Annotated in this window: 21 protein-coding genes; 11 read left to right on the plus strand and 10 right to left on the minus strand. The window is 44.8% G+C overall.

Translation table 11 applies throughout. From position 1 onward, the window contains the following. Nucleotides 1-249, plus strand: a complete 249-nt coding sequence (locus tag AC0J2F_RS04345; RefSeq protein ID WP_087524571.1) for a hypothetical protein — start codon at nucleotides 1-3, stop codon at nucleotides 247-249. On the opposite strand, the gene AC0J2F_RS04350 is transcribed toward AC0J2F_RS04345, so the two are convergent. Beyond that, the gene (locus AC0J2F_RS04350) at nucleotides 235-1,071 is read right to left on the minus strand and encodes a UbiA prenyltransferase family protein (protein ID WP_473009001.1); all 837 of its coding nucleotides are present in this window, start codon (nucleotides 1,069-1,071) and stop codon (nucleotides 235-237) included. The genes AC0J2F_RS04345 and AC0J2F_RS04350 overlap by 15 nt on opposite strands. A 124-nt stretch (nucleotides 1,072-1,195) precedes the next feature. Here AC0J2F_RS04350 and gcvP point away from each other — a divergent pair, with 124 nt between their 5' ends. From gcvP to AC0J2F_RS04390, 8 genes are all read left to right on the plus strand, one after another. Beyond that, a complete protein-coding gene (gene gcvP / locus AC0J2F_RS04355; RefSeq protein WP_473009002.1) occupies nucleotides 1,196-4,045 on the plus strand; it encodes an aminomethyl-transferring glycine dehydrogenase in 2,850 nt (949 codons plus the stop codon). A 155-nt stretch (nucleotides 4,046-4,200) separates the two neighbouring features. After that, on the plus strand, nucleotides 4,201-5,262 hold the full coding sequence (locus tag AC0J2F_RS04360; protein WP_473009003.1) for a 3-oxoacyl-ACP synthase III family protein: 1,062 nt from the start codon (nucleotides 4,201-4,203) through the stop codon (nucleotides 5,260-5,262). 2 nt (nucleotides 5,263-5,264) lie between these two features. Further along, the gene (locus AC0J2F_RS04365; protein WP_473009004.1) at nucleotides 5,265-5,810 is read left to right on the plus strand and encodes a methyltransferase; all 546 of its coding nucleotides are present in this window, start codon (nucleotides 5,265-5,267) and stop codon (nucleotides 5,808-5,810) included. 49 nt (nucleotides 5,811-5,859) lie between these two features. Continuing rightward, a complete protein-coding gene (locus AC0J2F_RS04370) occupies nucleotides 5,860-6,711 on the plus strand; it encodes a glycosyltransferase family 2 protein (RefSeq protein WP_473009005.1) in 852 nt (283 codons plus the stop codon). A gap of 54 nt (nucleotides 6,712-6,765) precedes the next feature. Further along, nucleotides 6,766-7,845 (plus strand): alkaline phosphatase, encoded by a 1,080-nt coding sequence (locus AC0J2F_RS04375; protein ID WP_473009006.1) that lies wholly within the window; start codon nucleotides 6,766-6,768, stop codon nucleotides 7,843-7,845. Nucleotides 7,846-7,885: 40 nt separating this feature from the next. Then, nucleotides 7,886-8,632, plus strand: a complete 747-nt coding sequence (locus AC0J2F_RS04380) for an MlaE family ABC transporter permease (RefSeq protein WP_473009007.1) — start codon at nucleotides 7,886-7,888, stop codon at nucleotides 8,630-8,632. Next, a complete protein-coding gene (locus AC0J2F_RS04385; protein WP_473009008.1) occupies nucleotides 8,632-9,405 on the plus strand; it encodes an ABC transporter ATP-binding protein in 774 nt (257 codons plus the stop codon). Before AC0J2F_RS04380 ends, AC0J2F_RS04385 begins: the two co-directional genes overlap by 1 nt. Nucleotides 9,406-9,597: 192 nt before the next feature. After that, on the plus strand, nucleotides 9,598-11,232 hold the full coding sequence (locus AC0J2F_RS04390; RefSeq protein WP_473009009.1) for an FG-GAP-like repeat-containing protein: 1,635 nt from the start codon (nucleotides 9,598-9,600) through the stop codon (nucleotides 11,230-11,232). A gap of 42 nt (nucleotides 11,233-11,274) precedes the next feature. On the opposite strand, the gene AC0J2F_RS04395 is transcribed toward AC0J2F_RS04390, so the two are convergent. From AC0J2F_RS04395 to porU, 9 genes are all read right to left on the minus strand, one after another. Next, nucleotides 11,275-12,750 carry a DUF389 domain-containing protein gene (locus AC0J2F_RS04395; protein ID WP_473009010.1) on the minus strand — a complete coding sequence of 492 codons (1,476 nt, stop codon included), beginning with the start codon at nucleotides 12,748-12,750 and terminating at the stop codon, nucleotides 11,275-11,277. A 3-nt stretch (nucleotides 12,751-12,753) separates the two neighbouring features. Next, complete coding sequence (locus AC0J2F_RS04400) at nucleotides 12,754-13,833, minus strand: mannose-1-phosphate guanylyltransferase (RefSeq protein WP_473009011.1); 1,080 nt, start codon at nucleotides 13,831-13,833, stop codon at nucleotides 12,754-12,756. A 6-nt stretch (nucleotides 13,834-13,839) separates the two neighbouring features. Beyond that, a complete protein-coding gene (locus tag AC0J2F_RS04405) occupies nucleotides 13,840-14,436 on the minus strand; it encodes a SprT-like domain-containing protein (protein ID WP_473009012.1) in 597 nt (198 codons plus the stop codon). Then, the gene (locus AC0J2F_RS04410; protein WP_473009013.1) at nucleotides 14,436-15,113 is read right to left on the minus strand and encodes an SDR family NAD(P)-dependent oxidoreductase; all 678 of its coding nucleotides are present in this window, start codon (nucleotides 15,111-15,113) and stop codon (nucleotides 14,436-14,438) included. Before AC0J2F_RS04410 ends, AC0J2F_RS04405 begins: the two co-directional genes overlap by 1 nt. Nucleotides 15,114-15,189: 76 nt before the next feature. Continuing rightward, the gene (locus AC0J2F_RS04415) at nucleotides 15,190-16,818 is read right to left on the minus strand and encodes a pyruvate dehydrogenase complex dihydrolipoamide acetyltransferase (RefSeq protein WP_473009015.1); all 1,629 of its coding nucleotides are present in this window, start codon (nucleotides 16,816-16,818) and stop codon (nucleotides 15,190-15,192) included. 2 nt (nucleotides 16,819-16,820) lie between these two features. After that, entirely contained in the window at nucleotides 16,821-17,819 is a 999-nt protein-coding gene (pdhA, locus tag AC0J2F_RS04420) for a pyruvate dehydrogenase (acetyl-transferring) E1 component subunit alpha (RefSeq protein WP_473009017.1), read from the minus strand. Nucleotides 17,820-17,928: 109 nt separating this feature from the next. Continuing rightward, entirely contained in the window at nucleotides 17,929-18,411 is a 483-nt protein-coding gene (cdd, locus tag AC0J2F_RS04425; RefSeq protein ID WP_473009018.1) for a cytidine deaminase, read from the minus strand. Between the two features lie 121 nt (nucleotides 18,412-18,532). After that, nucleotides 18,533-19,684, minus strand: coding sequence for a type IX secretion system outer membrane channel protein PorV (gene porV, locus AC0J2F_RS04430; RefSeq protein WP_473009019.1), 1,152 nt, complete (start codon nucleotides 19,682-19,684; stop codon nucleotides 18,533-18,535). Between the two features lie 78 nt (nucleotides 19,685-19,762). After that, nucleotides 19,763-23,575 carry a type IX secretion system sortase PorU gene (gene porU, locus AC0J2F_RS04435; protein WP_473009020.1) on the minus strand — a complete coding sequence of 1,271 codons (3,813 nt, stop codon included), beginning with the start codon at nucleotides 23,573-23,575 and terminating at the stop codon, nucleotides 19,763-19,765. 204 nt (nucleotides 23,576-23,779) lie between these two features. Here porU and gldJ point away from each other — a divergent pair, with 204 nt between their 5' ends. Together gldJ and AC0J2F_RS04445 are read left to right on the plus strand one after the other, a co-directional pair. Next, the gene (gldJ, locus tag AC0J2F_RS04440) at nucleotides 23,780-25,447 is read left to right on the plus strand and encodes a gliding motility lipoprotein GldJ (protein ID WP_473009021.1); all 1,668 of its coding nucleotides are present in this window, start codon (nucleotides 23,780-23,782) and stop codon (nucleotides 25,445-25,447) included. Nucleotides 25,448-25,529: 82 nt separating this feature from the next. Then, complete coding sequence (locus AC0J2F_RS04445) at nucleotides 25,530-26,813, plus strand: UDP-N-acetylmuramoyl-tripeptide--D-alanyl-D-alanine ligase (RefSeq protein ID WP_473009022.1); 1,284 nt, start codon at nucleotides 25,530-25,532, stop codon at nucleotides 26,811-26,813.

The following is a 26,813-nucleotide window of genomic DNA, read 5'->3' on the forward strand; positions in this document are numbered from 1 at the left end:
ATGGGAAAATTGAAATTAGAATGTCACGAGGCCAATCACATTTGTGATAAAAGCCAATACAAAGAAGCCTCCTTTTGGGAAAAGGTGCGCCTGAACATACATTTGATCTATTGCCGCGCTTGTCAGAAGTATACAGCTCGCAATAACAAATTGACCAAAGCGGTCAAAAACCCTAAAGTAAATACGGTAAGTAAAGAAGAGAAAGCGGAACTGCAAGAGCTACTCAACAAGCAATTAGCTGACAAATAAAGGTAAACCCGCCACTACATAAAGGTAGATCAATCCTACAATGGGGATCGCCTCTATCCAAAAGGCCGCCAGATAAGGCGGCTGTTCTTTTTTACTGCGGATAAGTCCGAGCACGGTCAACACTGTAAGCAACAACCAATATCCGTTGGAATACAGCAAGAATTCGTCTTTAAAACCTTCTAAAATTGCAGCTATCAATACCGCGAATATTCCAAGATAGCGGCTCTTTGCAACTCCGAAGATCTGCGGCAGCGTTCTCAACTGATCTCCGTCGAACTGCAGGTCTCGAATCTCAAAGGGAATGGTAAGCGCAAAAACTGTTAGAAAGATCTGCATAAACAAAAGCCAGGCATCTGTTGTCGGTATTAATTGTGCATCCCAAAGGGGAATTGCTATCGCAGTTCCCGCCCAAACCAGGGCCACCACAAATATCTTTATGCCTGCTAGCGTCCGTAAGGTCTTAGCCTGAGGCAACATGGGAATCACGTAGGCCAGAGTTAGTAATGACAGCAAGCCAAAACCGGCCAAAGTGTTCACCGGAAGCAAGAATCCGCAGCCGAGCAAAGCAATAAAACAACCCAAAGAAAAAAGCTGAATGTTCCGCAGCTCTCGAGGAAGACTTTTGTGATACCAACGAGCCCTTTCGGCATACTTGATAAAATTGTAACCGCTTATTGCCGCCAAAAAAGTAAAAACCAATAATTCAATTTTCGGAACTAGGTCTAAAAAACGGTAGGCAGCCCATTGAAAACTACAAACGGCAACGGCCACATGGATACTGCTTTTAAGGTAAAAATCGAAGAAAGTTCTCAAGGCGCTCATTACAGCAGCTAATTTAATGAACAATTCGCTCAGAAACTGTCAATAAATAAATTTTGCCCTCCTGGTAAAACTGCTGTTTTATTATGGATATGTCGTATTTTTGTATACAAATTTTTACAACCCAATGAACACGGATTCTTTTGCGCTAAGACACATTGGTCCAAGACCGTCGGACCTGCAAAGCATGTTAGCCACCATAGGTGTTGACAGCTTGGAACAACTGATCTCTGAAACCATCCCCAACGACATTCGATTGGCTCAGAAATTACATCTGGACAAACCGATGAGCGAGGTGGAATTTGCCGATCATATCAACGCTTTATCTGAAAACAATCAGGTCTATAAAAGTTTTATTGGTCTGGGTTACCACCGCTCCTCTACTCCGGCGCCTATTCAGCGCAATATTTTGGAGAACCCAGGATGGTATACAGCCTATACCCCTTATCAGGCAGAGATCGCACAGGGGAGATTGGAAGCGCTTTTGAACTACCAGACCATGATAACCGACCTCACAGGTATGGAATTGGCCAACGCTTCGCTCTTAGATGAATCAACTGCTGCTGCAGAGGCCATGACCTTACTCTTTGCCGTTCGCGAAAGAGAGCAAAAGAAAGCCGAAGTTGTTAAATTCTTTGTTTCAGAAGAAGTATTGCCACAAACACGCTCGCTCTTAGAAACACGAGCGATTCCTATCGGAATTGAATTGGTTGTTGGCGATCACCGCGAATTTGATTTCTCTTCAGAGTACTTCGGAGCCCTCTTGCAATATCCAGGCACAAGCGGAATCACTTTCGACTATAAAAGTTTTATCAGCAGTGCGCATGCCATGAATATTAAGGTGGCTGTTGCTGCTGATCCTTTAAGTCTCGTCCTACTTGAAGCTCCAGGTGCCTTAGGTGCTGATGTTGTTGTCGGCACAACACAACGCTTTGGGATTCCACTCGGTTACGGCGGACCACACGCTGCTTACTTTGCAACTCGTGAGGATTTCAAAAGACATATCCCGGGACGTATCATTGGGGTGACTCGCGATACAGATGGCAACCGCGCTCTGCGCATGGCGCTGCAGACCAGAGAGCAACACATTAAACGCGACAAGGCCACCTCGAACATATGTACAGCCCAGGTACTCTTAGCCGTTATGGCCGGAATGTACGCCGTTTATCACGGACCAGAAGGTTTGAAAGACATTGCGACCAAAGTACACCGTTCTGCGGCTACCTTGGAGCACTATCTTAAAGAATTGGGCTATGAACAGCTCAACGACAGTTATTTCGATACCATCCGCCTAAAGGCAGATGCAAACCATATCAAACTCATTGCAGAGGCCAACAACCTCAACTTCTATTATCCGGATGCTGAAACTGTTTCTATCTCTATGAACGAGACCGCCAATCTGGACGATCTCAACACCATTGTAGCGATCTTTGCTGAAGCCAATTTTAAAGAGGCTCCGCAGATTGAGCGTTTGCTAGACAAGTCTGGCTTGGCCACATCATTGGAACGCACCACAGAATTCTTGACCCACGAGGTATTTAACAGTTACCACAGTGAGTCGGAACTGATGCGCTACATTAAAAAGCTGGAACGCAAGGACCTTTCCTTGAACCATTCTATGATCCCATTGGGGAGCTGTACAATGAAACTCAATGCCGCTTCGGAGATGCTTCCTTTGAGCGATCCAAACTGGGTAAACATTCACCCATTTGTTCCTGTGGAGCAAGCTTTGGGTTACCAATTGGTACTTAAAAAGTTAGAAGAACAACTTACGGAGATCACTGGCTTTGCTGGAACTTCGCTGCAACCAAACTCTGGAGCACAAGGTGAATTCGCTGGGCTTATGGTCATTAGAGCTTACCACCATTCTCGTGGTGATCATCACAGAGACATTTGTTTGATCCCGTCTTCTGCCCACGGAACCAATCCGGCATCCGCAGTAATGGCTGGTATGAAAGTTGTGGTTACCAAAGCAGATGAGCACGGAAATATAGACGTAGAAGATCTTCGCGAGAAAGCCATTGCTCACAAAGATAATTTGGCAGCGCTGATGGTTACCTATCCGTCAACGCACGGGGTATACGAATCGGCTATACGGGAGATCACAGGGATCATTCATGAATATGGCGGTCAAGTCTATATGGACGGAGCCAACATGAACGCCCAAGTAGCCTTGACCAATCCAGGCGCCATCGGTGCCGATGTGTGTCACCTGAACTTGCACAAGACCTTTGCGATTCCTCACGGAGGAGGAGGTCCGGGAGTGGGTCCTATCTGTGTGGCAGAACAATTGGTTCCTTTCTTACCGGGTAATCCTTTAATTGAAACTGGAGGGACTGAAGCGATCACTCCGATCTCTGCAGCACCTTGGGGTTCTGCCTTGGCTTGCTTGATCAGTTACGCTTACATCTCCATGTTAGGTGAAAGCGGATTGCGGAAGTCTACCGAATACGCCATTTTGAACGCCAATTATATCAAAGAGCGTTTGAGTGGCCATTACCAGACTCTTTATACGGGCGAACAAGGAAGAGCCGCTCACGAGATGATCATAGACTGTCGTCCTTTTAAAGAGCACGGCATTGAAGTGACCGATATTGCTAAGCGACTTATGGACTACGGATTCCATGCTCCTACGGTATCGTTCCCGGTAGCAGGTACTATAATGATAGAGCCAACAGAGAGCGAAAGCAAGGCCGAATTAGACCGATTCTGCGATGCCATGATCTCTATCCGTAAAGAAATAGATGCAGCTTCTAAAGACGACGCGAACAACGTTTTAAAGAACGCGCCGCACACCTTGCATATGGTTACTTCAGATAATTGGGAGTTTCCATATAGCAGACAAGAAGCCGCATATCCTTTGGAGTATCTTACAGATAACAAATTCTGGCCGAGCGTGCGCCGTGTTGACGATGCCTACGGAGACCGTAATTTAATCTGTACTTGTGCTCCGATAGAGGAATATATGGAAGCATAAGGAATTTGATTTTTTCCTTAAAAAAATCTTATTTTTACAAGCGCTGGGCCGATTTTTTGCAATAATGGCAAAAATTTCGGCCTTCTGCATAATTTTCAGGAATTGTGCGTTATATGTTTTAGTTTAGCCGAATTGCTAACCGCAACACAACCAGAATGAGCATCAAAATCACAGGTACAGGAAGCTATATCCCGAGTAGCGTTGAGAAGAACGAAGACTTTGATAAACACGAGTTCTTAGACAGCAACGGAACGCCATTTGCCCATCCCAACGAAGTCATCATAGAAAAATTTAAGGGCATTACCGGAATTGGAGAACGCCGTTATGTTAAGCATCATTTGACCGCTTCGGACATTGGATTCTTCGCGGCAGAAAAGGCCATTGAAGACGCCAAAATAGATCCGGAGACCTTAGACTACATCATCGTAGCTCACAACTTTGGCGATGTGAAGCACAACGCTATTCAAAGTGACATCTTACCGAGTTTAGCTTCGCGTGTAAAACACAGCTTACGCATTAAGAACCCTAACTGTGTTGCTTATGACATTCTTTTTGGTTGTCCTGGTTGGGTTGAAGGCGTGATTCAGGCACAGGCCTTTATTAGAGCGGGTATGGCCAAACGCTGTTTGGTTATTGGAGCCGAAACGCTTTCTCGTGTAGTAGACAAGCACGACCGTGATTCTATGATCTATTCGGATGGAGCTGGAGCCGCTATAGTAGAAGCAGATGATAATTCAGAAGGAGGAATTCTAGGTCATAAAACAGCGAGCTTTACCTACGATGAAGCCTATTACCTGTACTTCGGGAAGTCATACAATAAAGACCTTTGTCCAGATACCCGATATATTAAAATGGACGGTCGCAAGATCTACGAATTTGCCTTGACCAATGTACCAAATGCTATGAAGGAGTGTTTGGACGAAGCTGGCGTTGGCATCGAGGAGGTGAAGAAGATCTTTATCCATCAGGCCAACGAAAAAATGGACGAGGCTATCTTAAAGAGACTCTACCGTTTATACAAAGCAGAGATCCCAGAAGGAATCATGCCTATGAGCATCCACAAATTGGGGAACAGCTCCGTAGCTACAGTACCAACGCTCTACGATATGGTTCGCAAAGGAACCATGGAAGCCCATGAGGTGAAAAAGGGCGACGTGGTCATCTTTGCAAGTGTCGGGGCCGGAATGCATATTAACGCCATCGTTTACAAACACTAATTATGTACGACGGCAAGATTCCGAAGAAACGGTATCAGCTAACTCTGGAATTCTTACAAGAATGCGTCCCTGCAGACAAGGCGATTTTAGACCTTGGAGTTACCAATCCTTTTACCAAATACATGACCGATGCCGGTTATGACGTGCAAAACACCCAAGGAGAAGACCTGGACCTGGATGTATCCGCAGTAAAGAATACAGACCGAGAAGTACTTACTGCCTTCGAAATCTTGGAGCACTTAGTAGCACCCTTTACATTACTCCAGGAATCTTCTGCTAACTATTTGGTAGCCTCTGTACCTTTAAAACTTTGGTTTGCCGGCGCTTATCAAAGCAAGACCGACGAGCGCGATAGACATTATCACGAATTCGAAGATTGGCAGTTCGACTGGCTTTTAGAAAAAGCCGGCTGGCAGATCATTAAGCGTAAAAAATTTACCAACCCTACCAAAAAGATCGGGATAAGACCTTTTCTTAGACGTTTTACCCCGCGTTATTATTTGGTTTATGCCCAGCGTCCGTCTAAAGGTCAAGTTGGCAACTATTAGGTCTCTTTGTTTTTGATTACTTTCGCCTTAGGCAGTATTTTTTAGACTGATGAGATTTGGCATAGTTATCCCTGCACATAACGAAGCGCAACATATAGCGCAGACCTTAGATTCGCTTTTGGCGCAAACCCATGCTGCGGAGCAGATCATTGTGGTGGACGACGCTTCTACAGACCAGACCGCAACAATAGTTAAAAACTACGCCAGTTCCCATCCACAGCTACTACTGCTGCAAAAACCAGCAGAGCAAGCAGGACATTTTCCAGGTTCAAAAGTCATAGCAGCCTTTAATTTTGGACTGCAACACTTGGGTGATGTAGATGTGATCTGTAAATTCGATGCAGATCTTATCTTTCCAGAAAACTATTTGGAGTTGCATGTACAAACCTTTGCCGCCAACCCCAAAGCGGGAATAGTTGGTGGGTTCTGTTATGTGCTGCAAAACGACCAATGGGTTTTGGAAAACCTTACGGGCAAAGACCATATTCGCGGCGCCCTGAAAGCTTATAGAGCTGCCTGTTTTAAGAAGATGGGCGGACTAAAAGAAGCTATGGGCTGGGACACGGTAGATGAACTATTGGCACGCTATCACGGCTGGGAAGTAGTGACCTTGGAATCCTTGAAGGTAAAACACCTCAAACCCACTGGACATACCTATAATAAGAAGGCTCGCTACAAACAAGGTCAGGCGTTTTACCGCATGCGCTATCGCTTACTGCTAACCTTAATTGCCAGTTTTAAAATGGCCATCAGAAAAAAGAGTGTCGCATTCTTTTTCAATACGGGGATCGGCTTTTTCAAGGCATGGCTAGCCGGGGATTCTTTTCTTTTAAACCCAGACCAAGGGCGATTTATGCGTAAAATACGCTATCGCAGTATTATCCAAAAGTTAATTGGTTAGCCGCGGCTGTTCTAGCTCGCAGGGGATTCGTACTTTTATAAAAAATTTCGATAGATGAAATTATTCGTTTATGCCTTGACGGCTTTATTACTTCTTAGTTGTCAAGATCAGGCCAAAGAAGCCTCCACAGCAAGCCAAACTACTACCGATGCACCTAAAAATGTGATCTTACTTATCGGAGACGGTATGGGTCTAAGCCAATTGTCATCTGCCCAGTATTACAGTGAGGGTACTCCAAATCTGGAAGAGTTTCCTGTAGTTGGGCTTATCAAAACCTCGTCTTCTGCTCAACTGATCACTGATTCGGCGGCAGGGGCTACCGCCTTTGCTTGTGGTGTAAAATCTTATAACGGCGCCATTGGAGTTGCCAGCGACAGTACTGCCGTTGCTAACCTACCTGAACTGCTCCTTGAAAAGAAAATGGTAAGTGGTGTGGTGGCAACCTCTACGATAACTCACGCTACCCCAGCGAGTTTTTATGCGCATCAAGTCTCTAGAAATATGCACGAGGCCATAGCGCAGGACTTGGCAAATTCCAACCTCAATTATTTTGCGGGCGGCGGGCTAAAATACTTTAACCAACGTAGCGACTCCTTGAACCTGCTTAGTGAATTAACTGCAAAAGGGTTCCAATTAGACACAGCCAAAATTCCGAGTACTCTTGCAGATAAAATGGGAGTATTTGTAGCCGATAACGCCTTACCAAAAGCTATAGAAGGTCGTGGTGATTTTTTAAGTCAGGCCAGTCTGCAAGCTGTAGCCTGTCTTTCTCAAAACGACCAAGCTTTCTTTTTAATGATAGAAGGTTCGCAGATCGATTGGGGCGGACACGACAACGACGCTGACTACCTCATAGGAGAAATGCTCGACTTTGACAAGACGCTAGGTGCAGTCTTAGAATTCGCAAAGAAAGACGGGAATACCTTGGTTGTGGTAACAGCAGATCACGAGACCGGCGGCTTTACCTTAGGCTCAGACCGAGGGAACTACAACAGTATTAATCCTACTTTTTCTACAGACGGACACTCCGGCACTATGATACCTGTATTGGCTTATGGTCCGGGCTCAGAAAATTTTGGTGGGATCTACGAAAATTCAGAGATCTTTCACAAGATCATGAGCTTGCTTAAATAGCAGCCATCAAGCGTAAATTAATTAGTACCTTCGTGCTTAGATGAATCCAAAGAAGTACTTAACAGATATCGGCTCATATTTCATTATGCTGCGCGAGACCTTTAGCAGACCTACCAAAGGGGCTGTGCTTCGCGACCTTATATTCAAAGAAATAGATCAGTTAGTGATCAACTCTTTGGGGATCGTTGGATTCATTTCGTTCTTTGTGGGCGGGGTGGTTGCCATACAGACAGCATTGAACATCTCCAACCCACTCATTCCAGATTACTTGGTGGGATTCGCCACCCGACAGTCTATAATTTTAGAGTTCTCCCCTACTTTCATGGCTATTATTATGGCAGGAAAGGTGGGATCTGCCATTACTTCTAGTATAGGATCTATGCGAGTAACGGAACAAATAGACGCTTTGGAAGTAATGGGGATCAATTCCTTGAACTATTTGGTCTTTCCTAAAATAGTGGCGCTGATGTTCTTCCCATTGGTCATTGGGATTTCTATGTTTATTGGCATTTTTGGGGGATGGGTAGCAGGTGTTTACGGCGGATTCAGTACCAGCGACGCCTTTATCCAAGGACTTCAATCTGACTTTACTCCTTTTCATGTCACCTACGCATTTATAAAGACTTTTGTATTCTCTTTCATATTAGCCACCGTGCCGTCTTGGCAAGGTTACTATATGAAAGGTGGAGCCTTGGAGGTAGGAAAAGCAAACACCAACTCCTTTGTTTGGACGTCTGTTTTGATCATCCTTATGAACTATTTAATCACCCAAATGCTACTGAGCTAATGATACGCGTAGAAGACTTACACAAGCGCTTTGGGTCCGAGGAGATCCTGAAGGGAATCACCACCACTTTTGACAAGGGTAAGACGAATCTTATTATCGGCTCCAGTGGATCTGGAAAGACCGTATTCTTAAAATGTCTGCTCGGCCTGTTCACACCAGAGCAAGGCAAGATCTATTTCCAGGATAAGGCCATCCAGGATATGAACGACGACGAAAAGCGCGACCTAAGAGAAGACATCGGGATGGTTTTTCAAGGCAGCGCCCTTTTCGATTCCATGACCGTGGAGGAGAATGTCATGTTTCCGCTGCGGATGTTCACCAGCAAGAAGAAAGACGAACTCTTAGATCGTGTAAACACCGTACTAAAGCGTGTGAATCTGGAAAACGTTAACAAAAAATTCCCGTCTGAGATCTCGGGTGGAATGCAAAAAAGGGTAGCTATTGCTCGTGCTATAGTAAACAATCCGAAGTATTTATTCTGCGACGAACCCAACTCCGGACTCGACCCAAAAACGGCCATCCTTATAGACAACCTCATCCAAGAGATCACTAGGGAATACGACATCACCACAGTAATCAATTCCCACGACATGAACTCTGTAATGGAGATCGGAGAAAAGATTTGCTTTCTGCAGTTCGGAAATCTGGTATGGCAAGGATCCAACAAAGAGATCTTTAAGACAGACAATAAAAATGTCACCGATTTTGTGTATTCTTCTAACCTCTTTAAGAAGATACGCGAAGTACAACTGCAAGAGAACGCCCCCAAATAAATTGTGGGCAAGTTGCAGAAAAACAGTACATTTAGGCCACTAAAGAAAATTTTATGAAATGAGCATAAACAAATTTAATTATTAGTGTCCTTGAGATCTTAATTAAATTTTTTATGCGAAAGTAACGCGGTTGATCTATGCAAATAATTTTTTATTTGCTTGATTATCAAAGCAATAAAAATTATTAAATAGATGAAAAAAATTACGCTTTGCGCAGCGGCTTTGCTCGCTGTTGCTGCCATGCATGCCCAGACGGTTAGCTTTACCAACGAAGATCACCTTATTGGTTCTTATCCTACTTCTGGAACAGAAACTGCTGTCGATATGAACGGCGATCACTTAGACGACTATGTACGTGTCTCTAGTGGCGGTGTTGGAATTGATTTCCAAAACCCTGACGGAACTTTCACTTCTCAATTCTTTTCTATGAGTATCGCCTCGCCTCCAACCTGGAGTATTGCTGCCGGGGATATGGATGGCGATGGATTTACCGACCTAGTGCTGGGCAACGGAAATCGCGTGTCCTTTTTATGGGCAGATTCCACAGACGGAACCAATATCTCAGGCTTTACGTACGACAATAGCGACTCAACTTATATATTCTCCCAGCGCTCTAATGTAGTCGATATAGACAACGACGGAGACCTGGATGCCTTTGTTTGTCACGATGTGGATGAGTCTCATCCGTATCGCAACGACGGAAGTAGAAACCTAATTATGGATCAATCACTGATCGTGACTTTAGATCGCCCCGGAAACTATGCTTCGTTATGGGTAGACTACGACAACGATGGCGATATTGATATGTTCTTGACCAAATGCCGTGGTGGAGCTAGTTCAGGAGATCCAGACAGAGATAACGCCATGTACACCAACAACGGCGACGGTACTTTTACCGAAAACGGTCTGGACATTGGAATGCGTGACAATGCGCAGAGTTGGTCTACAGTATTTCAAGACTTTGACAACGACGGAGACTTTGACGCCTTTATCGTAAACCACACCGACCAAAATCGTTTTATGCAAAACGACGGTAACGGAAACTTTGTAGACATTATTGGTTCTACAGGGATCAACGCGAACGACTTGGGCGCTTGGGAAAATCAGGCCGCAGATTTTAACAACGACGGTTTTGTAGATATCTTTTCTGAGTTGGCTCGTGAGCTTTACTTAAACAATGGAGATGGAACCTTTACCGGTTACGACTTGCCTTTTGACGAAGGTGGAATTGGAGACATGAACAACGACGGATTCTTAGATGTGGTACGTAACAACGACCTTTGGATCAATGCCGGAAACTCCAACAATTGGGTTAAAACCAAATTGGTAGGTGTAGAAAGCAATATACAAGGAATAGGTGCCCGTATAGAGATCTATGGAGATTGGGGTATCCAGATCCGTGAGATCCGTTCTGGAACTGGTTTTAGCCATATGAGCAGTCTTACTGGTCACTTCGGATTGGGAACTGCTGCAAGCATTGACAAACTGATCATAAAATGGCCTAGCGGGAATGTAGATGAGTATCTGAACCCAGATATCAATACAACACACGTTTACACCGAGGGCGATTCTCCGCTTGCTGTAACGGATTTTGAGATCAACGGATTACAACTCTATCCAAACCCTGCAGTAAACAGCCTTAAATTCTCATTGAGCAATTTGACTGAAACAGAAGTAGCGGTTTATGATACCAACGGCAGACGTGTGCTGCTAGGCACTGTAGATCAGAACAACAGTCTTGATGTATCTGGATTGAATAAAGGAGTTTATCTAATTCAATTAGAGATAGAAGGCCAAACGGTAAGCCAACAGTTCATTAAGAAATAGAATTGACCATAAAATAAAAAAAGCGCCCTTGAGGCGCTTTTTTTATTGCATTTCTTGCACGACTAATGTGTCTGCTTTGAGTTTGAACTTAAGCCAATTGGTGAGCCTTTTAGTATAAGCCGAACGCTGATCCAAAGGCAAGGAATCGTTCCACTTGATGGCAAAGACATTCAAAGTATCTATGCGCTGAAAATTATTGATATAGGTCTTGGCATATTGAATACTAGTTAAGGCATCGTAGTTTATTCGTGCCTCATCGCAAATATCCTGGAAAGGGATCAGATCGCGCTCTAACAAACGCAATTTTGCCAACTCCTGCTCGTAATATTGAATCTTTTGTGACTGACTGAGTAGATCCAGGGAATCGCGGGTACGCAATTGTTCCATATAGCGCAATTCGTCCTCAAATCCATTTTGGAATTGCGACTGAATTACATCGAAAGTCGCATTCTTTAATGGGTTATAAGCTTGTAACCGACCGCGCAAAACATTGATGGTACTCTCTGGTATCACATCTTGCCCAAAAGTAGTAATGGTTATTGCCCCGCCCTCACCATTAGTGTAATCGTAAGTAGCATTCCTTTTTATATAATTAGCGTTAGATAAACTGTTGAGCTCCGTATTGATAAAATTCTTTGCAGACTCGTTAAAGCGACTTTCCTTGATCACCTGATAAAAAGTATATCCCGCAGGCAACATAACAACAAGAGCCGCCACAGAAGCCAAACGCGCAATGCGCTTTCTACGCTTACTATTGGCATAGCGTATCATCGGGAAGCCTAGCACTTTGACCACGATAAAGGTCGCCAAAGCAATAAAGATCGTATTGATACTAAAGAGATATAAGGCTCCAAGAGCAAACGGTAAGCCATTCGGGTTTTCCTTAATAAACTCCGCCAAGCCGTATCCCACCGTACACAAAGGTGGCATCAGGGCTGTAGCAATAGCCACCCCAAAGATCACACTGGCGATAGTACCTTTTTTGGTTCTGGCTATAATTAGCGCCAAACCACCAAAGAAGGCAATAAGCACATCTCTAAAATCAGGGCGGGTACGCCCTAAAAGCTCCGAGGTCTCCTCTCTCAGGGGAAATAACCAAAAGAATAAAAAGGCCGTAAGCACACTTAAGACCACCATCACTCCGAAATTGATCAAAGACTTTCTTAAGGTGTCGATATCATTGATGGCAATGGAAAGCCCGATTCCCAGAATTGGTCCCATTAGCGGAGAGATAAGCATAGCTCCAATGACCACAGCCGTAGAATTGGCATTGAGTCCAACCGAGGCGACGAATATTGAACAAATCAAGATCCAAGCTGTAGCGCCTTTAAAAGGAATATCGGCCTTAACAGCCTCTACGGTTGTCTCTCTATCTGTATCGCCTCTAAAGTCAAAGATATCCACCACAAACTGGCGCAGGCTCTTAAATAAACCCTTTGCTTCTTGCTTGATATGCTCTTTCTGCTCTTTCTGCTCTTGCGTTTTCGCCTCATCAGGCGTTTGCGAATGCTGCTCCATAAATTATGCGTAATCGTTTCCGAAGTTCTCTTTCACTTGGTTTAAGATACGCTTAATTTCTTGTTCTTTGGCCTTTGGAACCACTACGAGTACATCTTTTTTCTCTACAACGATAAAATCGTGCAGGTCTTCGAGAACCACCACTTTCTCAGAAGCAGTATAGATCATATTGCCAGTGGCATTATTGAGTTGTGTCTTGGCACGGACCACTACATTATTGTCAGTGTCCTTTGGGAGTTTGTCATAAAGCGCGCCCCAGGCTCCCAGATCATTCCAATCGAAAGACGCTGGTAAGACACGCACATTATTGGCTTGTTCCATGATCCCGTAGTCGATGGAGATATTCTCCGCCTCGGCAAAACGAGCGCCAACGAATTCAAATTCGGCCGGCGTGTTATAAGCTTCCATGCCTTGCATAAAAAGGGCATGCATGGCAGGCAGTTTCTCTTCGAACGCCTTGACAATGCTTGCAACACTCCAAATGAACATCCCGGAGTTCCACACGTAATTACCTTCTTCTAAAAAGGACTTTGCCGTTTCGTAATCTGGTTTCTCTGTAAAGCGGATCACTGGTTTTACTGCCGATGCCGCCTCGCCTTGGTATTGAATATAGCCATAACCAGTATTTGGAAAAGTAGGATTGATACCCAAGGTCATTAAAATATCTTCCTCCGAAGCTGCTTCAAAGCAAGTTTTAATATTAGCTGTAAAGGCCTGCTCGTCCTCTATCCAATGATCCGATGGCGCCACCACCATAACTGCATTGGGATTCTCTTTGTAGATCTTTAGCGCAGCCATCAAAATACAAGGCGCTGTATTGCGCATTACCGGCTCTAATACCAGTTGCGCGTCACTGACCTGAGGCAACTGTTGTTGCACAAGATCTTTATAACTGTCGTTGGTTGAGATTAGGATCTGCTCCTCTGGAACCAAATTAGAAAGACGTTTAAAGGTCTTTTGGATCAAGGAATCTCCGGTACCGAGCATATCGTGAAATTGTTTTGGATAGCTCGAGGTACTCACTGGCCAAAAGCGCGATCCCACTCCGCCGGCCATAATTACCGCATAATAATCTTTGTTCATAATCTCTTAGTTGATCTGTTCAACTTTTGCGTTGGGGTTAAAAAGATAGATCCTACCTGTAGCTAACTCAACACACTCGTATCGTTTTACCCTTTTCTGACCACGTTTAAATACCTTTCCATTGTACAGCCTAAAAACACCTCCTAAGGGTATCTCAAAAATATAATTTTTATCAGTTGGCGGATCGTACTCGCCAAGCGCCACCGATAATTTCGCATCTGTATCACTGCTTGCCTTTGGGTTCTTAAAATGCATGGCCAAAAGCGGCAATAGTTGCTGCGGGAACACCCGCGGGTTGATAAACGGAAGCATCAACAGTGTAAAAGTACGCTTCCACTCCTTTCCGTGCGGTTTGATTTGACGACCGTATGCTTTAAATGCGACGAGATGCGATATTTCGTGGACGAGTGTGATCAAGAATCTGTACGGATTCGCACCGGCATTCACAGTTATCTGATGACTGCCATCGGGCAATAACCTATAGTCACCATGCCTGGTCACACGCTGGTTCACGATCTTTAAATGAACGTCGTTCTTTTTAATCAGTTCCAAACAAGTTGGAACTGCGGCTGGGGGTATATACTTGGCCAGTACTTCTTCCATTAGGGTGTAGACGATGATACCGGCAACACTTTACCGTTATAAAGCTGATGTCCGCTTAGGGCAAAGTCTTTGATATAATTGGCCATTTGAGTCGCTGTTATGGGCGCCTGATAACCCGGGAAAGCCGCTGCCAGCATTTCAGTTTGCACAGCACCGAGAGCCAATACGTTGAACGAAGGACCACTCTCTTTGTATTCTTCTGCAAGTACCTCTGTCATAGTAATAAGTGCTCCTTTGCTAGAACTGTAGGCGGTTAGCCCTGGAAACTTTGCACTACCCATTACGCCACCCATACTGCTCACATTGACCACATGGCTGTCTTTTCCCATTGCAGGAAGCAGGGCTTTAGTAAGCAATGCAACTCCAAAGACATTGACACTATACGATTGCAACCAATCTTGCATACGCAGCTCAGCAAATGGCTTATTCACCAAATAGCCAGAATTGTTTATCAAAATATCTATCTGGTCTACCTCACTCAAGATCTGGCCAGCAGCAGCCTCAATATGATCTTCCAAGGTAAGGTCACAAGAGATACTAGAACAACCCACCAATTCGGCAGTAGGTTTATCGTTTCTAGACAAGGCGAAAACACGGTGTCCCTCCGCAGTAAACTGCTTTACCAATTCAAAACCGATTCCGCGACTGGTCCCTGTTATGATTACGTTTTTTCCCATGCTTTAAATTACAAAACCTGCTCGAACCCAAGGGGCCACAAGCAGGTTTATTTATAGTTTATCGGTGCTGATGCCCTTAAACGAACATCGTAACCGGATTCTCAATATAAGTTCTCAGGGTCTGCAAGAAAGCCGCTCCTGTTGCTCCGTCCACAGTTCTGTGGTCACAAGCAAGCGTCACTGTCATTACATTACCAGGTACAATAGCTCCGTCTTTAACAACTGGCTTTTGCACAATAGCTCCTACAGATAGAATTGCAGAGTTCGGCTGATTGATGATCGAGGTGAATTCTCGAATTCCGAACATCCCTAAGTTAGAAACTGTAAAGGTACTGCCTTCCATTTCCTGTGGAGTGAGTTTTTTGTTTCTGGCTTTACCAGCAAGCTCTTTAACATTGGCACCAATCTGAGAGAAAGTCATTTGATCAGCAAACTTCAATACCGGTACAAGCAGGCCTTCGTCTACAGCTACGGCAACTCCAATATGGATATGCTTGGCTATACGCGTTACATCGCCAGCCCATTGTGTGTTGACTTGTGGATGTTTTCTAAGCGCCATGGCACAAGCTTTAACTACCATATCGTTAAAGGATATCTTCACATTCGGATCCAAATTAATAGCCTTACGCGCCGCAATAGCATGATCCATGTCTAATTCTATGGTCAAATAGTAGTGCGGTGCGGTAAATTTAGACTCTCCTAAACGCTTGGCAATGGTCTTGCGCATCTGAGAATTCTTAACCTCTTCAAAGCTTTCTTCGCCTACTGGCACATAAGCTTGGGCTCCAGCTGCAGCCGGTTGGTAATTCTCGATATCTCTCTTGATGATGCGGCCGTTCTCGCCACTTCCTTGTACTGTGGCTAAATTAATTCCGCGCTCCTCTGCCAATTTCTTAGCAAGTGGAGACACGAACAAACGCCCACCAGTATTGTTGGTAGTTGGCGCTGGCGCAGGAGCTGCTGCCAGTTTTGGAGCCTCAGCCTTAGCTTCTTGTTTAGGAGCGGGAGCTTCAGCCTTCTTTTCTTCTTTGGCAGCCGGTTTAGCACCAGACTTGTTATAGTTTTCAAGGATTCCGCTTACATCGGTTCCTTTTGGGCCGATGATAGCCAATACCTCATCTACAGGAGCAGTACCTCCTTCTTGAATTCCGATCTTTAAAAGCGTTCCTGCATAAAAGGATTCGAATTCCATAGTGGCCTTATCGGTCTCTATCTCGGCCAAGATATCGCCTTCTGCTACTTCGTCTCCTTCTTTTTTAAGCCAGGTCGCTACAGTTCCTTCTTCCATGGTATCACTCAGACGCGGCATGGTAATTACCTCTACCCCATCTGGAATATTCACAGCACCTCCATCGTCGCTGGCAGGGGCTTCTTCTTGGGTTGCTTCGGATGCAGAGGCGTCTTCGGCCTGTGCCTTGGAATCATCCGTAGAAGCTGCTCCATTTAGCAATCCTGAAATATCTTCACCAGACTCGCCAATGATAGCCAATAAAGTATCTACCGCGGCGGTCTCTCCTTCTTCTATCCCGATATGCAACAAGGTCCCTTCATAGAAAGACTCAAACTCCATGGTTGCTTTGTCGGTCTCGATCTCCGCCAGAATATCTCCTTCTGCAACAGAGTCTCCTACCTGCTTCAACCATTTTGCCACCACACCTTCTTCCATGGTGTCGCTCAATCTGGGCATGTTTATTACTGTAGCCATTGTTATAGTTTATGCGGTAAAAAAGGATAATCTTCTTGTTCGTATACTACGTCGTACATCACGTTCTTGTCTGGATACGGTGATTCTTCTGCGAATTTCTCGCATTCGGCAACCAAGTCCTTAACGCGCTGGTCAATTGCAGCCACTTCTTCTTCTGTGGCGTATTTTTTCTTGTAGATGATATCCAATACATATGCTATCGGATCCTGATCTTGCATTTTTGCAACCTCTTCTTTGGTCCGGTAATGCTGCGCATCACTCATGGAGTGACCGCGGTAACGATAGGTCCTGATCTCCAAGAAAGTTGGTCCTCCACCACTGCGTGCACGTTCTATAGCTTCATCCATTTCACGAGCCACTACATCTGGCTTCATACCATCGATAGCTTTACAAGGCATCTCATATGCTAAACCGAGTTTCCAGATCTCCGAGTGATTGGCGGTACGCTCGACAGAAGTTCCCATGGCATAACCATTATTTTCAACACAGAAAACTACTGGTAGGTTCCAAAGCATGGCCAAGTTGAATGTCTCGTGTAAAGAACCTTGACGTGTTGCGCCGTCTCCCATATAGGTGAGTACCACGCCTCCTTTATCAAAATACTTTTCGGCAAAGGCTAAACCAGCTCCTAATGGAATCTGACCTCCCACAATACCGTGACCTCCGTAGAAACCTTTGTCTGGAGAGAAGATGTGCATAGACCCTCCAAGTCCTTGAGAGGTTCCTGTTGCTTTTCCGTAGAGCTCTGCCATAACGCGTTTAGGATCTTCTCCCATCCCGATTGGCTGCACGTGGTTACGATAAGCAGTTATCATTTTATCTTTACTCAGGTCCATGGCGTGAAGCGCTCCCGCGAGAACAGCCTCTTGACCGTTGTAGAGGTGTAAGAACCCTCTAACCTTTTGTTGGATGTAAACCTGTGCAAGCTTATCCTCGAACTTTCTCCAGAAAAGCATGTTTTCGTACCAGTCGAGGTATGTTTTTTTGGTGATTTTTTTCATTGTTAGCTCTGAATTATTCAGTACAATTTTTCAGTAACAGAAGAACAAAAATACGGTTTTCCCAAGGATAAGAAAAACCCCGAAAATTAATTTTCGTAACGAAAACGTTTTAGAGGTAAGAACTGTTGAAATTTAATGGCAAAAGATTGGCTACGGACTTGGTTTTTACCACCGTACCACTCGCTCCCATAAAGAATATCTCTATAAGTGAATCTTGTTTGTGCTCATATTCCAACAATGCTTGTCTGCAAGCTCCACATGAGGTAACAGGCTCGCTGAGTTCGTAGTCAGAAGCGGCTGCCGTAATTGCTATTTGAGTAATAGTGACTCCGGGGTGATTTGCCCCAGCACTAAAAACTGCAACACGTTCTGCGCAGAGCCCTGTTGGATAGGCTGCATTCTCCTGATTGCTACCGATAACATAAACCCCGTTCTCTAAAGCGACTGCTGCACCTACTTTAAACTTCGAGTAAGGCGCATAAGCCTGCTCGCGAGCGGCTATGGCCTTTTGCATGAGAAACTTGGCCTCACCCGGCAAGGCTTCCAAGTCGGGATATACTTCAAAACTGGTTGTAATCTTCTGTTCTTTCATTTCGCTCAATGAGTTACTAAAGATAAGAAGTCATTTGTACTTTTCTGACTTAGAAAGGTTCAAATGACCTTCATAAAAAAAGGCTACCCGAAAGGTAGCCTTTTTGAATGTTTTTGTTTTTCTAGTACTCGTCGTAAGTATCTCCGAAGTTGAAGGTCAACCCAAAACGAAGTGTTCCTTCTAACGGACTTACCGAACGTGAAGTAGAGAAAAGATACGACACATCAAATGCCAAGGAGGTGTATTTGAATCCGGCTCCTAAAGAAAAGAACTTACGGAAACCTTTATCCTCGCTTTCGTTGAAATATCCAGCTCTAAAGGCAAATACGTCTTGGTACCAGTATTCTGCACCTAAAGCCCATTGCATTTCTTTCAGCTCTTCTGAGAAGCCGTCTGGAGCATCTCCAAAAGACTCAAAGATACCAGAGAAGAAGCTAATGTCTTCGTACTCTTGCGCATCTTCTTGGTTAATTACACCATCGCCGTTAAAGTCGCGAGGTGTTGGCACCAAAAGCTTATCAATCTCAGCCATCACCTGAATGCGGTTGTATTCGTCTAAAATGAAATCGAATCCACCACCAATAGAAAGGTTGGTCGGAATGTTGTTATCTGGAGCGTCGTCTCCGTAGCTCAACTTAGGACCGATGTTAGAAATGTTGAAACCAGCTCTCCAACGTCCGTCGAAGCTGTTGTAAGCAATCTCTTCAGATTGATAGTAACCAGCAATGTCTACAGCAAAAGTACTTGCCGCACTCGCGTCGTTCACTTGGTCAAAACGCAGGTTAGAGTTGATAAAACGTCCGGCAACTGCCATAGAGAAACGATCACTTAAACGCAATGAATAAGAAACATCCAAAGCGAATTCGTTAGGACGTACTATCAATGGCTCTTGTCCTGCAGTTTCTCTCAGTTCGATCTCTCCATTGCTGAAGTAACGGAAAGAAGCTCCAATGGCAGAGCGCTCATTGATGCGGTTGTAATAGGTTACGTTACCCAAAAAGATATCGTTTACTAGCTGACTCAGATAGGGAGTATAAGTCACCCCAATGGCTTGCTTAGAAAGGGCAAAGGAATATTTTGCAGGATTCCATTGCTGTGAAAAAACATCAGCTCCGGTAGCTACACCCATATCGGCAAGACCTGCCGCACGTGCATCAGCACCAATTAATAAAAAAGGAACTCCTGTAGTGATAACCCGTTGCTGAGCAGTTTCTTGGGCTAGTGACTTCCCTGCGATAAAACAGATCACAAGGGCTAAACATATTTTCTTCATGAGATATTGTCGTTTGAGCAAATATAAATTTATTTTTCGAAGTCATTTGAACTTTTTCAAGGACTTCACGGTTTGAAATTAAAGGACCACCAGTTTTTCGTATTTCTCTACTTGCTGATTGGTCAAAGTTGATTTTACTGTTAGTTTATAGACATAGACCCCTTTTCCGATGCGATCTCCAAAATCATCGTGCCCGTCCCAAACGATATCTCGAGACAAGAATCCGTCTGTGGTGACCACTTGGTTTTTGGTCCAGACCACTTTACCACTCACAGTAAATACCTGCACTTGCACCTCTAGGGGTTCAAAGGGTCGGTTGTGGTTGAACCAAAACTCTGTATAGTTCACAAAGGGGTTCGGATAGTTTAACACCCGCTCCAATCGGAGTTCATCATCGCCAGCCACCACAAATTGAATGTCGGCTGTACTGGAATTATTATAGGTATCCCACGCCTTTAAGGTCAGGGTATGAGGCCCTTCTTCTAAGTTCTTTAAGCGATAATTGGCTGTACCTTGCGTAAAGTCATCTACACCTGCCAAGTAATAATCATTCAGTACAATAGGATTAGACTCATCTCCGTCTAAAATAGCGACCATATCGTGACCAATACCACTGGCGGTATTGATTCCGTGTTCATCCATGAGCTTTGCAATAAGGATAGGAGAATCATTGGTTATTCCTCCATTGACAAAACTCTCGTCATTCATAAACAGCATGATCTCCGGACCGATATTGTCATCGGGAGCATTTTCATCCAAACCTCCCACCCGGATATCTTCGTTAAAGCCGGTCTGATCTTCAAAGACAGCATTTTTCTCTGAATAGAGACTCACTCTTCCGTTACCCACGGGCTGCGAAATATCTCGAGGCACTACAAATTCAACCTCAAACTGTCCATTGGTCACCGTGGCCTGCCCGTTAAAGAGTCCTGCTCCCAGTGTCTGGTAATCCAGAATTAGCAAGGTTCCGTCTGTTCCAGTAACACCATCGTTTCCAAGGGTTTGGCGTTGCACATTCTTATCAAATACTTTGATCTGTGCCACCCCGCTGTAGTCCGGCAATGGAGCTCCACTTGGGGAGAGCACTTCTCCGCCAAGCTTAACACGACTTAAAGCTTTTAATGTATCTGTGGCTGTTGCTATGGGCTGATCGTTCAAAGTTCGCAAGCGAATTTGTTGCTCCGGGAAGGCGAGTTTCATCGCCGGGTCGCCTACATAAAAAACTACGCGTCGGTTGCCGCTAGAGATCACATTCTTGGCCTTGCGCAAGGACTCCGCAGGGGCATCAAAAGTATCACTCCCAAAGGCAAACAAGAAAGGAGCCAATCTGTTGTTGAACTCAACCCCTAAGGATACACTAATGGTACGCGTAGTGGTGATCAATGCTATCGCGCCTCCATTTTCATTCCAGTAGGTGAACTCTCCAGCCGTTGGTCGTAAAGGATTGTCAAAACGAGAGAATTCACAGGTCACTGTCGTGATCAAAGGATAGCGGTTCGTGTTCTGCAAACCTTCTGCATCATCTTTAGTAAATATAAATTCTTTAGCAAGTCCGTCTTCTCCTCCATGCCCCAAATACGTTAGCACCAAAGCCCCAACATCTAAAGCATTGACAATTTCTTCGTTCACGTCTGGGTAGCGGTTTCCTCCCGCCGAGGTTTCCTGTAAAAAGGCATCCGTATGGATCTTCTTTACATTTACATAGGGTTTATTGGCAGCAATATCGTCTCCCAAATTGTCCAGACTCACCTCCAAAGTGGTATATTCCCAAGCCTCGTCTACGTCGTCGCTCACCAAAACAAAGTTGTTGCGCCAATTTCCAAAAGACGCTTTGGCATCATAGGCAATGAGTTTGTCTACCATGGCATTGGCCAAAGCGATATCATCGGCCACGACACGACCAACTGCAATATCTAAGAGTTCTGTGGAGGTCATTCTTCCCTCTACCGGATCCATCATCCCGTAAAAATCATCGGACATATAACCCGACAGGGTATTGAAGCTATTAAAATCGTGATAGGTCGGAACTATATTATTATTGTTGCTGAGTCTGTCCTTATAATCGACAGAGGTATCCCCAAACAAGCAGAGATACTTGATACGGTTGTCTGCGGAGGAGGCGTTGTCATATAAATACTTGACTAAATTTCGAATGGCCCCAATATCTTGTGCGCCAGAGCTGAATTCCTGATAGATCCTATCTGTAGAGACCACTTTAACGCGCAAACCGTCACGATCTGCTCTATGGGCCGCCAATCGCAGTGCAGGCTGCATCATAAAAGGCGGAGCTACTATCAGATAGTCAATGTCTTGAAAGTTACCGTTGGAATCTTGCATCAAGGTTCCTTTCAAGTTTTGATTGGGTACAAAGGTCTCGTTGGCGCGGATAGGACTGAAATAGTCGTTTGGTGTAACGGCCACATATTGCCTAATCTGCCCCAAATTGGCCTTTAGATTTACCGTCGCTTCACCTTGGGTTTCTTTGCGCAGTGGATTTCTCGGATCGGTCACATCCCATATCTGGGTATAGCCGCTCGCGTTATTGAAGGTATACTGCCCTATTCCAGACATCCCCGCGGCATCATTGTACCGAAAAGCGATCTGCGTATCTGTTCCGCTCAATTGTCTTTTTGCGGTGATCCCGATATAATCTAAAAACGCAAAACTGGCTGGGTTTCCAGCGTTGTTATATGTAAGGGTTACGCTGACCTCATCACCACTGGCGTTTACTGTACCTATATAATTGTCTCCGGATGCCAAATTAACATCTCCAATGGCCGTAAAGGTCAAAACGTCTTGAGAGGTCCCATTTACTTGAACATCCATATTGGTGACCGATTCTGAGGCAGCTGCAGCACGAACGGTAACACTCATGGGAGTACCTCCCACGATATTAGGAAACTCAAAATCGAAGGTTTGCTCACTTTCTACCTCAAAAGGATTGCCAAACCAACGTCTCCCCACATTGACTATACTGAATTCATCTTCTTCAAAGAACTGGTAATCGTCAAATTGACTAATCAGGGAAGTCGGAGGTCCGTCCGGTTCTGTTAGATTAGCAATGCGACGCCCAGGGCCCGGACTTGCCGTAATATAATAGAAGGCATCGTCAGAATACGGATTGATATTGGTATCTAACTCTTGAATGTATCCGCGCGTACCTACTCCATAAAAGAGTATCTCGTCTCCAGAATCAAAACTACCGTCGTCACCACCTATAATTTGAATGGCCACTTCTGGCAGGTCATAAGCATCGTTCTCGTTGTTGCGCAAAGGCAATGGTTTCCCACCGTGACCATATACTTTGATCGCACTTGGGTCTATAGCGTCGGTGTTCATCCCCAAAGAACTCAAGAAGCTCTTGCTAATACGATATACTCCGGTCTTATCTACCTTAAACTTATACCAGCTTCCGCTGGCCAAAACTGAATTCGTTATCGGTAAGGCTACACTCTTTGGTGCAGCACTGCCTTGGTAGTTAAAATCCGCAGCAAAAGAAACTACCTTTTCCAGACGACCATTTCGACGAACCACCGGACTAATAGATAGCACCGTATAACGCACATCACGGGCAATTGCCGTGGTGATCGAGGCCTGAACGTCTTTAGGCACATAAGCCGCAATAAGTCCGCGACGCTCTGCAGCGGTCAGAGGCGCATATCTAATATTGCTGATCTGCAGCGAATTTGGATTTACGATCCCGTTGTCTTTCCACTGCTTATAGAAAGTATATCCATCTGTATCGAGCAACTGCTCTACAGATAGCAAAGCATTGGAGTCGGCTGGTTGATCGAGTTGATTTTGAGATTGCCAAGGCAAGACCACAGCCTGCTGCTGCGCAAATACCCATAACGGCAATACCATTAAAAGAATAGCAATTTTTCTGGTCATCACATTCAAAACGTCGGAATTGACGTATTAGTATCTACAAAAGTAAGGGTTCAAACTCTTTTTTTTTGTGCACTGTATACTAAAGTTGCAAATACAGCGTTATCCTATGGCCTACGGGCCATTGCGAGTATCGATAAAGAAATAATGTTGCAGATATGACGTTATTTACTATATTGCGAACCCATTTCTTAACAGAACTAAAACATGAAACGACCAACAATACTTAAGCTATTAGCTATTGTATTCCTGAGCACGATCATCTTTAGCTGTAGTAAATCCCGCGACTACAAAAGCAGTTCGCGTGCTACAGGTTGGAAGATGAATTCCAAAGAAGGTGGCTTTCAGTACAATCCCAAAGCGAAAGAACAGGAAACTGGACCAGGCCTTGTATTTATCGAGGGTGGTACCTTTACCATGGGCCGTGTTCAAGACGACCCAATGCACGACTGGAACAACTCTCCAACCCAGCAACACGTTCAGTCATTTTACATGGACGAGACCGAGGTTACTAACGTAATGTATCTCGAATACCTGGATTGGATTAAGAGTGTATTCCCGCCGGAAAACGACAATTACAAAAAGATCTACAACGGAGCTCTTCCAGACACTTTGGTTTGGAGAAACCGTCTTGGTTTTAACGAAGTTATGACCAACAACTATCTGAGACACCCGGCCTATGCAGAATATCCTGTGGTTGGTGTGAGTTGGGTACAAGCAACAGAGTTCAGCAACTGGAGAACCGACCGTGTTAACGAATTGATCTTGGAGCAAGAAGGCTTTACGGCTCGCGGCGCCAAGTTAAACGTTGAAGAAGGTCAGGCTTTCAGCACCCAAACTTATTTGAACGCTCCATCTCTTGCCTACGGAGGGAACGATTCAATTACACGTGGTGGTAAGCGCTCTGCTTCTTTAATGAAAAGAAATACCGACAGTACAGATCTATATGTACAGCGTAAGGATGGCTTACTATTGCCAGCCTACCGCCTACCAACTGAAGCTGAGTGGGAATACGCTGCTCTAGGTTTAGTAGGTCTACGTTCTTACAACGTATATCGCGGACGTAAAAAATATCCGTGGGACGGACAATACACACGTTCCGGACAACGCAGAAGCCGTGGTGACCAATTGGCTAACTTTAAGCAAGGCGATGGTGACTACGGAGGAATCGCAGGTTGGTCCGACGATGGTGCAGACATCACTGCAGAGGTTAAGTCTTACGACCCTAACGATTACGGGCTTTACGACATGGCCGGTAACGTTGCAGAATGGGTTGCAGATATCTATCGTCCTATCGTAGACGACGAATTCAACGACTTTAACTACTACCGTGGTAACGTTTACACCAAGAACTACATTGATGCAGACGGAAAAGTTAAGATAGTAACTGCAGACTCTATCGTTTGGGATACCCTGAACAACGGAAAGATCGTGGCGCGTAACTTGCCAGGTGAGATCCTTCAGGTTCCTGTAGACGAAGAAGAGACTTACCTAAGAACAAACTTCGACAAGAGTGACAACCGTGACTATCGCGATGGTGACAAGCGTTCTACGCGTTACTTCGAATCGTTTAACGACGATGTGGAGTACGACGACGAAAAGCGAATGTACAATTCGCCTAAGCACTTGGTTGGAACTGACGATGAATCAGGTAGCTTAAACCGTCAGTACGACGAATCTAACAAGCGTACCTCACTTATCAATAACGAAGTTCGCGTTTATAAGGGTGGATCTTGGAGAGATCGCGACTACTGGTTAGATCCGGCCCAACGCCGCTTCTTCCCACAGGATATGGCAACTGATTATATCGGTTTCCGCTGTGCGATGTCTCGTGTAGGATCTAAATCCAAAGACAAAAAACGTCCTAGAAACTAGGAACACACGATAAATTTAAAAGCCCTGTAATTAACGACAGGGCTTTTTTTTTTGACCCTCACTTGCTTTATTTTTGTTGCTGATGAATCTAGAGAAGCTATACCAAACCTTTTGTCAAAGTGCTGGCGTCTGCACAGACACCAGAAAATTGGAACCGGAGCAGATCTTCTTTGCGCTTTCCGGACCAAACTTCAACGGCAATATGTTCGCTGCCAAAGCCTTGGAAGAAGGCGCTCTGGCCGTGGTGATCGATCAGTCAGAATACCAAGATGTTGGAAGCGACAAGTATTTCTTAGTTGACAATTGCTTAAAGGCACTACAGGCCCTGGCTACACACCATAGAAGAACTCTTGGCTTGCCCATACTTTCATTGACCGGAAGCAACGGCAAAACAACCACTAAAGAGCTTATCGCAGCCGTCCTGTCTCAAAAATTCAACCTAAAGGCCACTTCTGGAAATTACAACAATCATATAGGTGTCCCATTGACCTTATTGAGTTTTACTGCGGAGCACAATTTTGGCATTGTTGAAATGGGAGCCAACCACCAAGGAGAGATCGCAGACCTAGCCGCTATAGCCGAACCAGATTACGGCTTTATAACCAATTTTGGAAAAGCCCATTTAGAAGGCTTTGGCGGAATAGAAGGTGTAATTAAAGGCAAGTCCGAACTCTACAGAAATATAGCTACTAGAAATAAAACGGTTTTTGTCAACGGCGACGACCCTAAACAAATGGAGCTGACAGAAAATATAGATCGCGTTGTGATAGGGGCAGGAATGCAAGGGTATCAGTTGACCCTCAAAGCAACGAATCCACGGGTGATCTTTACGCTAGATGAGCTGGCTATAGAAAGCCACCTTATTGGCCAGCACAACGCTAAAAACATACGCGCCGCAATTGGCATAGGTTTACATTTTGGCTTGAGTCCGCAGCAAATAAAAACCGGAATAGAAAGCTACAATCCGGAGAATAATCGCTCCCAATGGATAAACAAAGCCCGCAATAAGATCTTATTAGACGCCTACAACGCCAATCCGAGCAGTATGGAAGCGACCTTAGAAAGTTTTAAGGCCTTGAGCAGTGAAGCGCCTAAAACGGTGATCTTGGGCGATATGTTCGAACTCGGGCCAACGGCAGCAGAAGAACATCAAGCTATAGCTGATCTTGCGCACAAACTCGCCTTTGACCGTGTATTCTTGGTCGGCGCCAACTTTTATGGGGTTGAAGCCAAAAAAGGGCAGATCAAATGCAGCGAATACGAAGATCTGGTAGTCGCCTTACAACAGCAGAACATAGATAGCCATTTACTGCTTATAAAAGGTTCTCGAGGAATGGCTTTAGAGCGTATTTTGGATATCTTGTAG

Source organism: Gilvibacter sp. CC01, assembly GCF_055755295.1.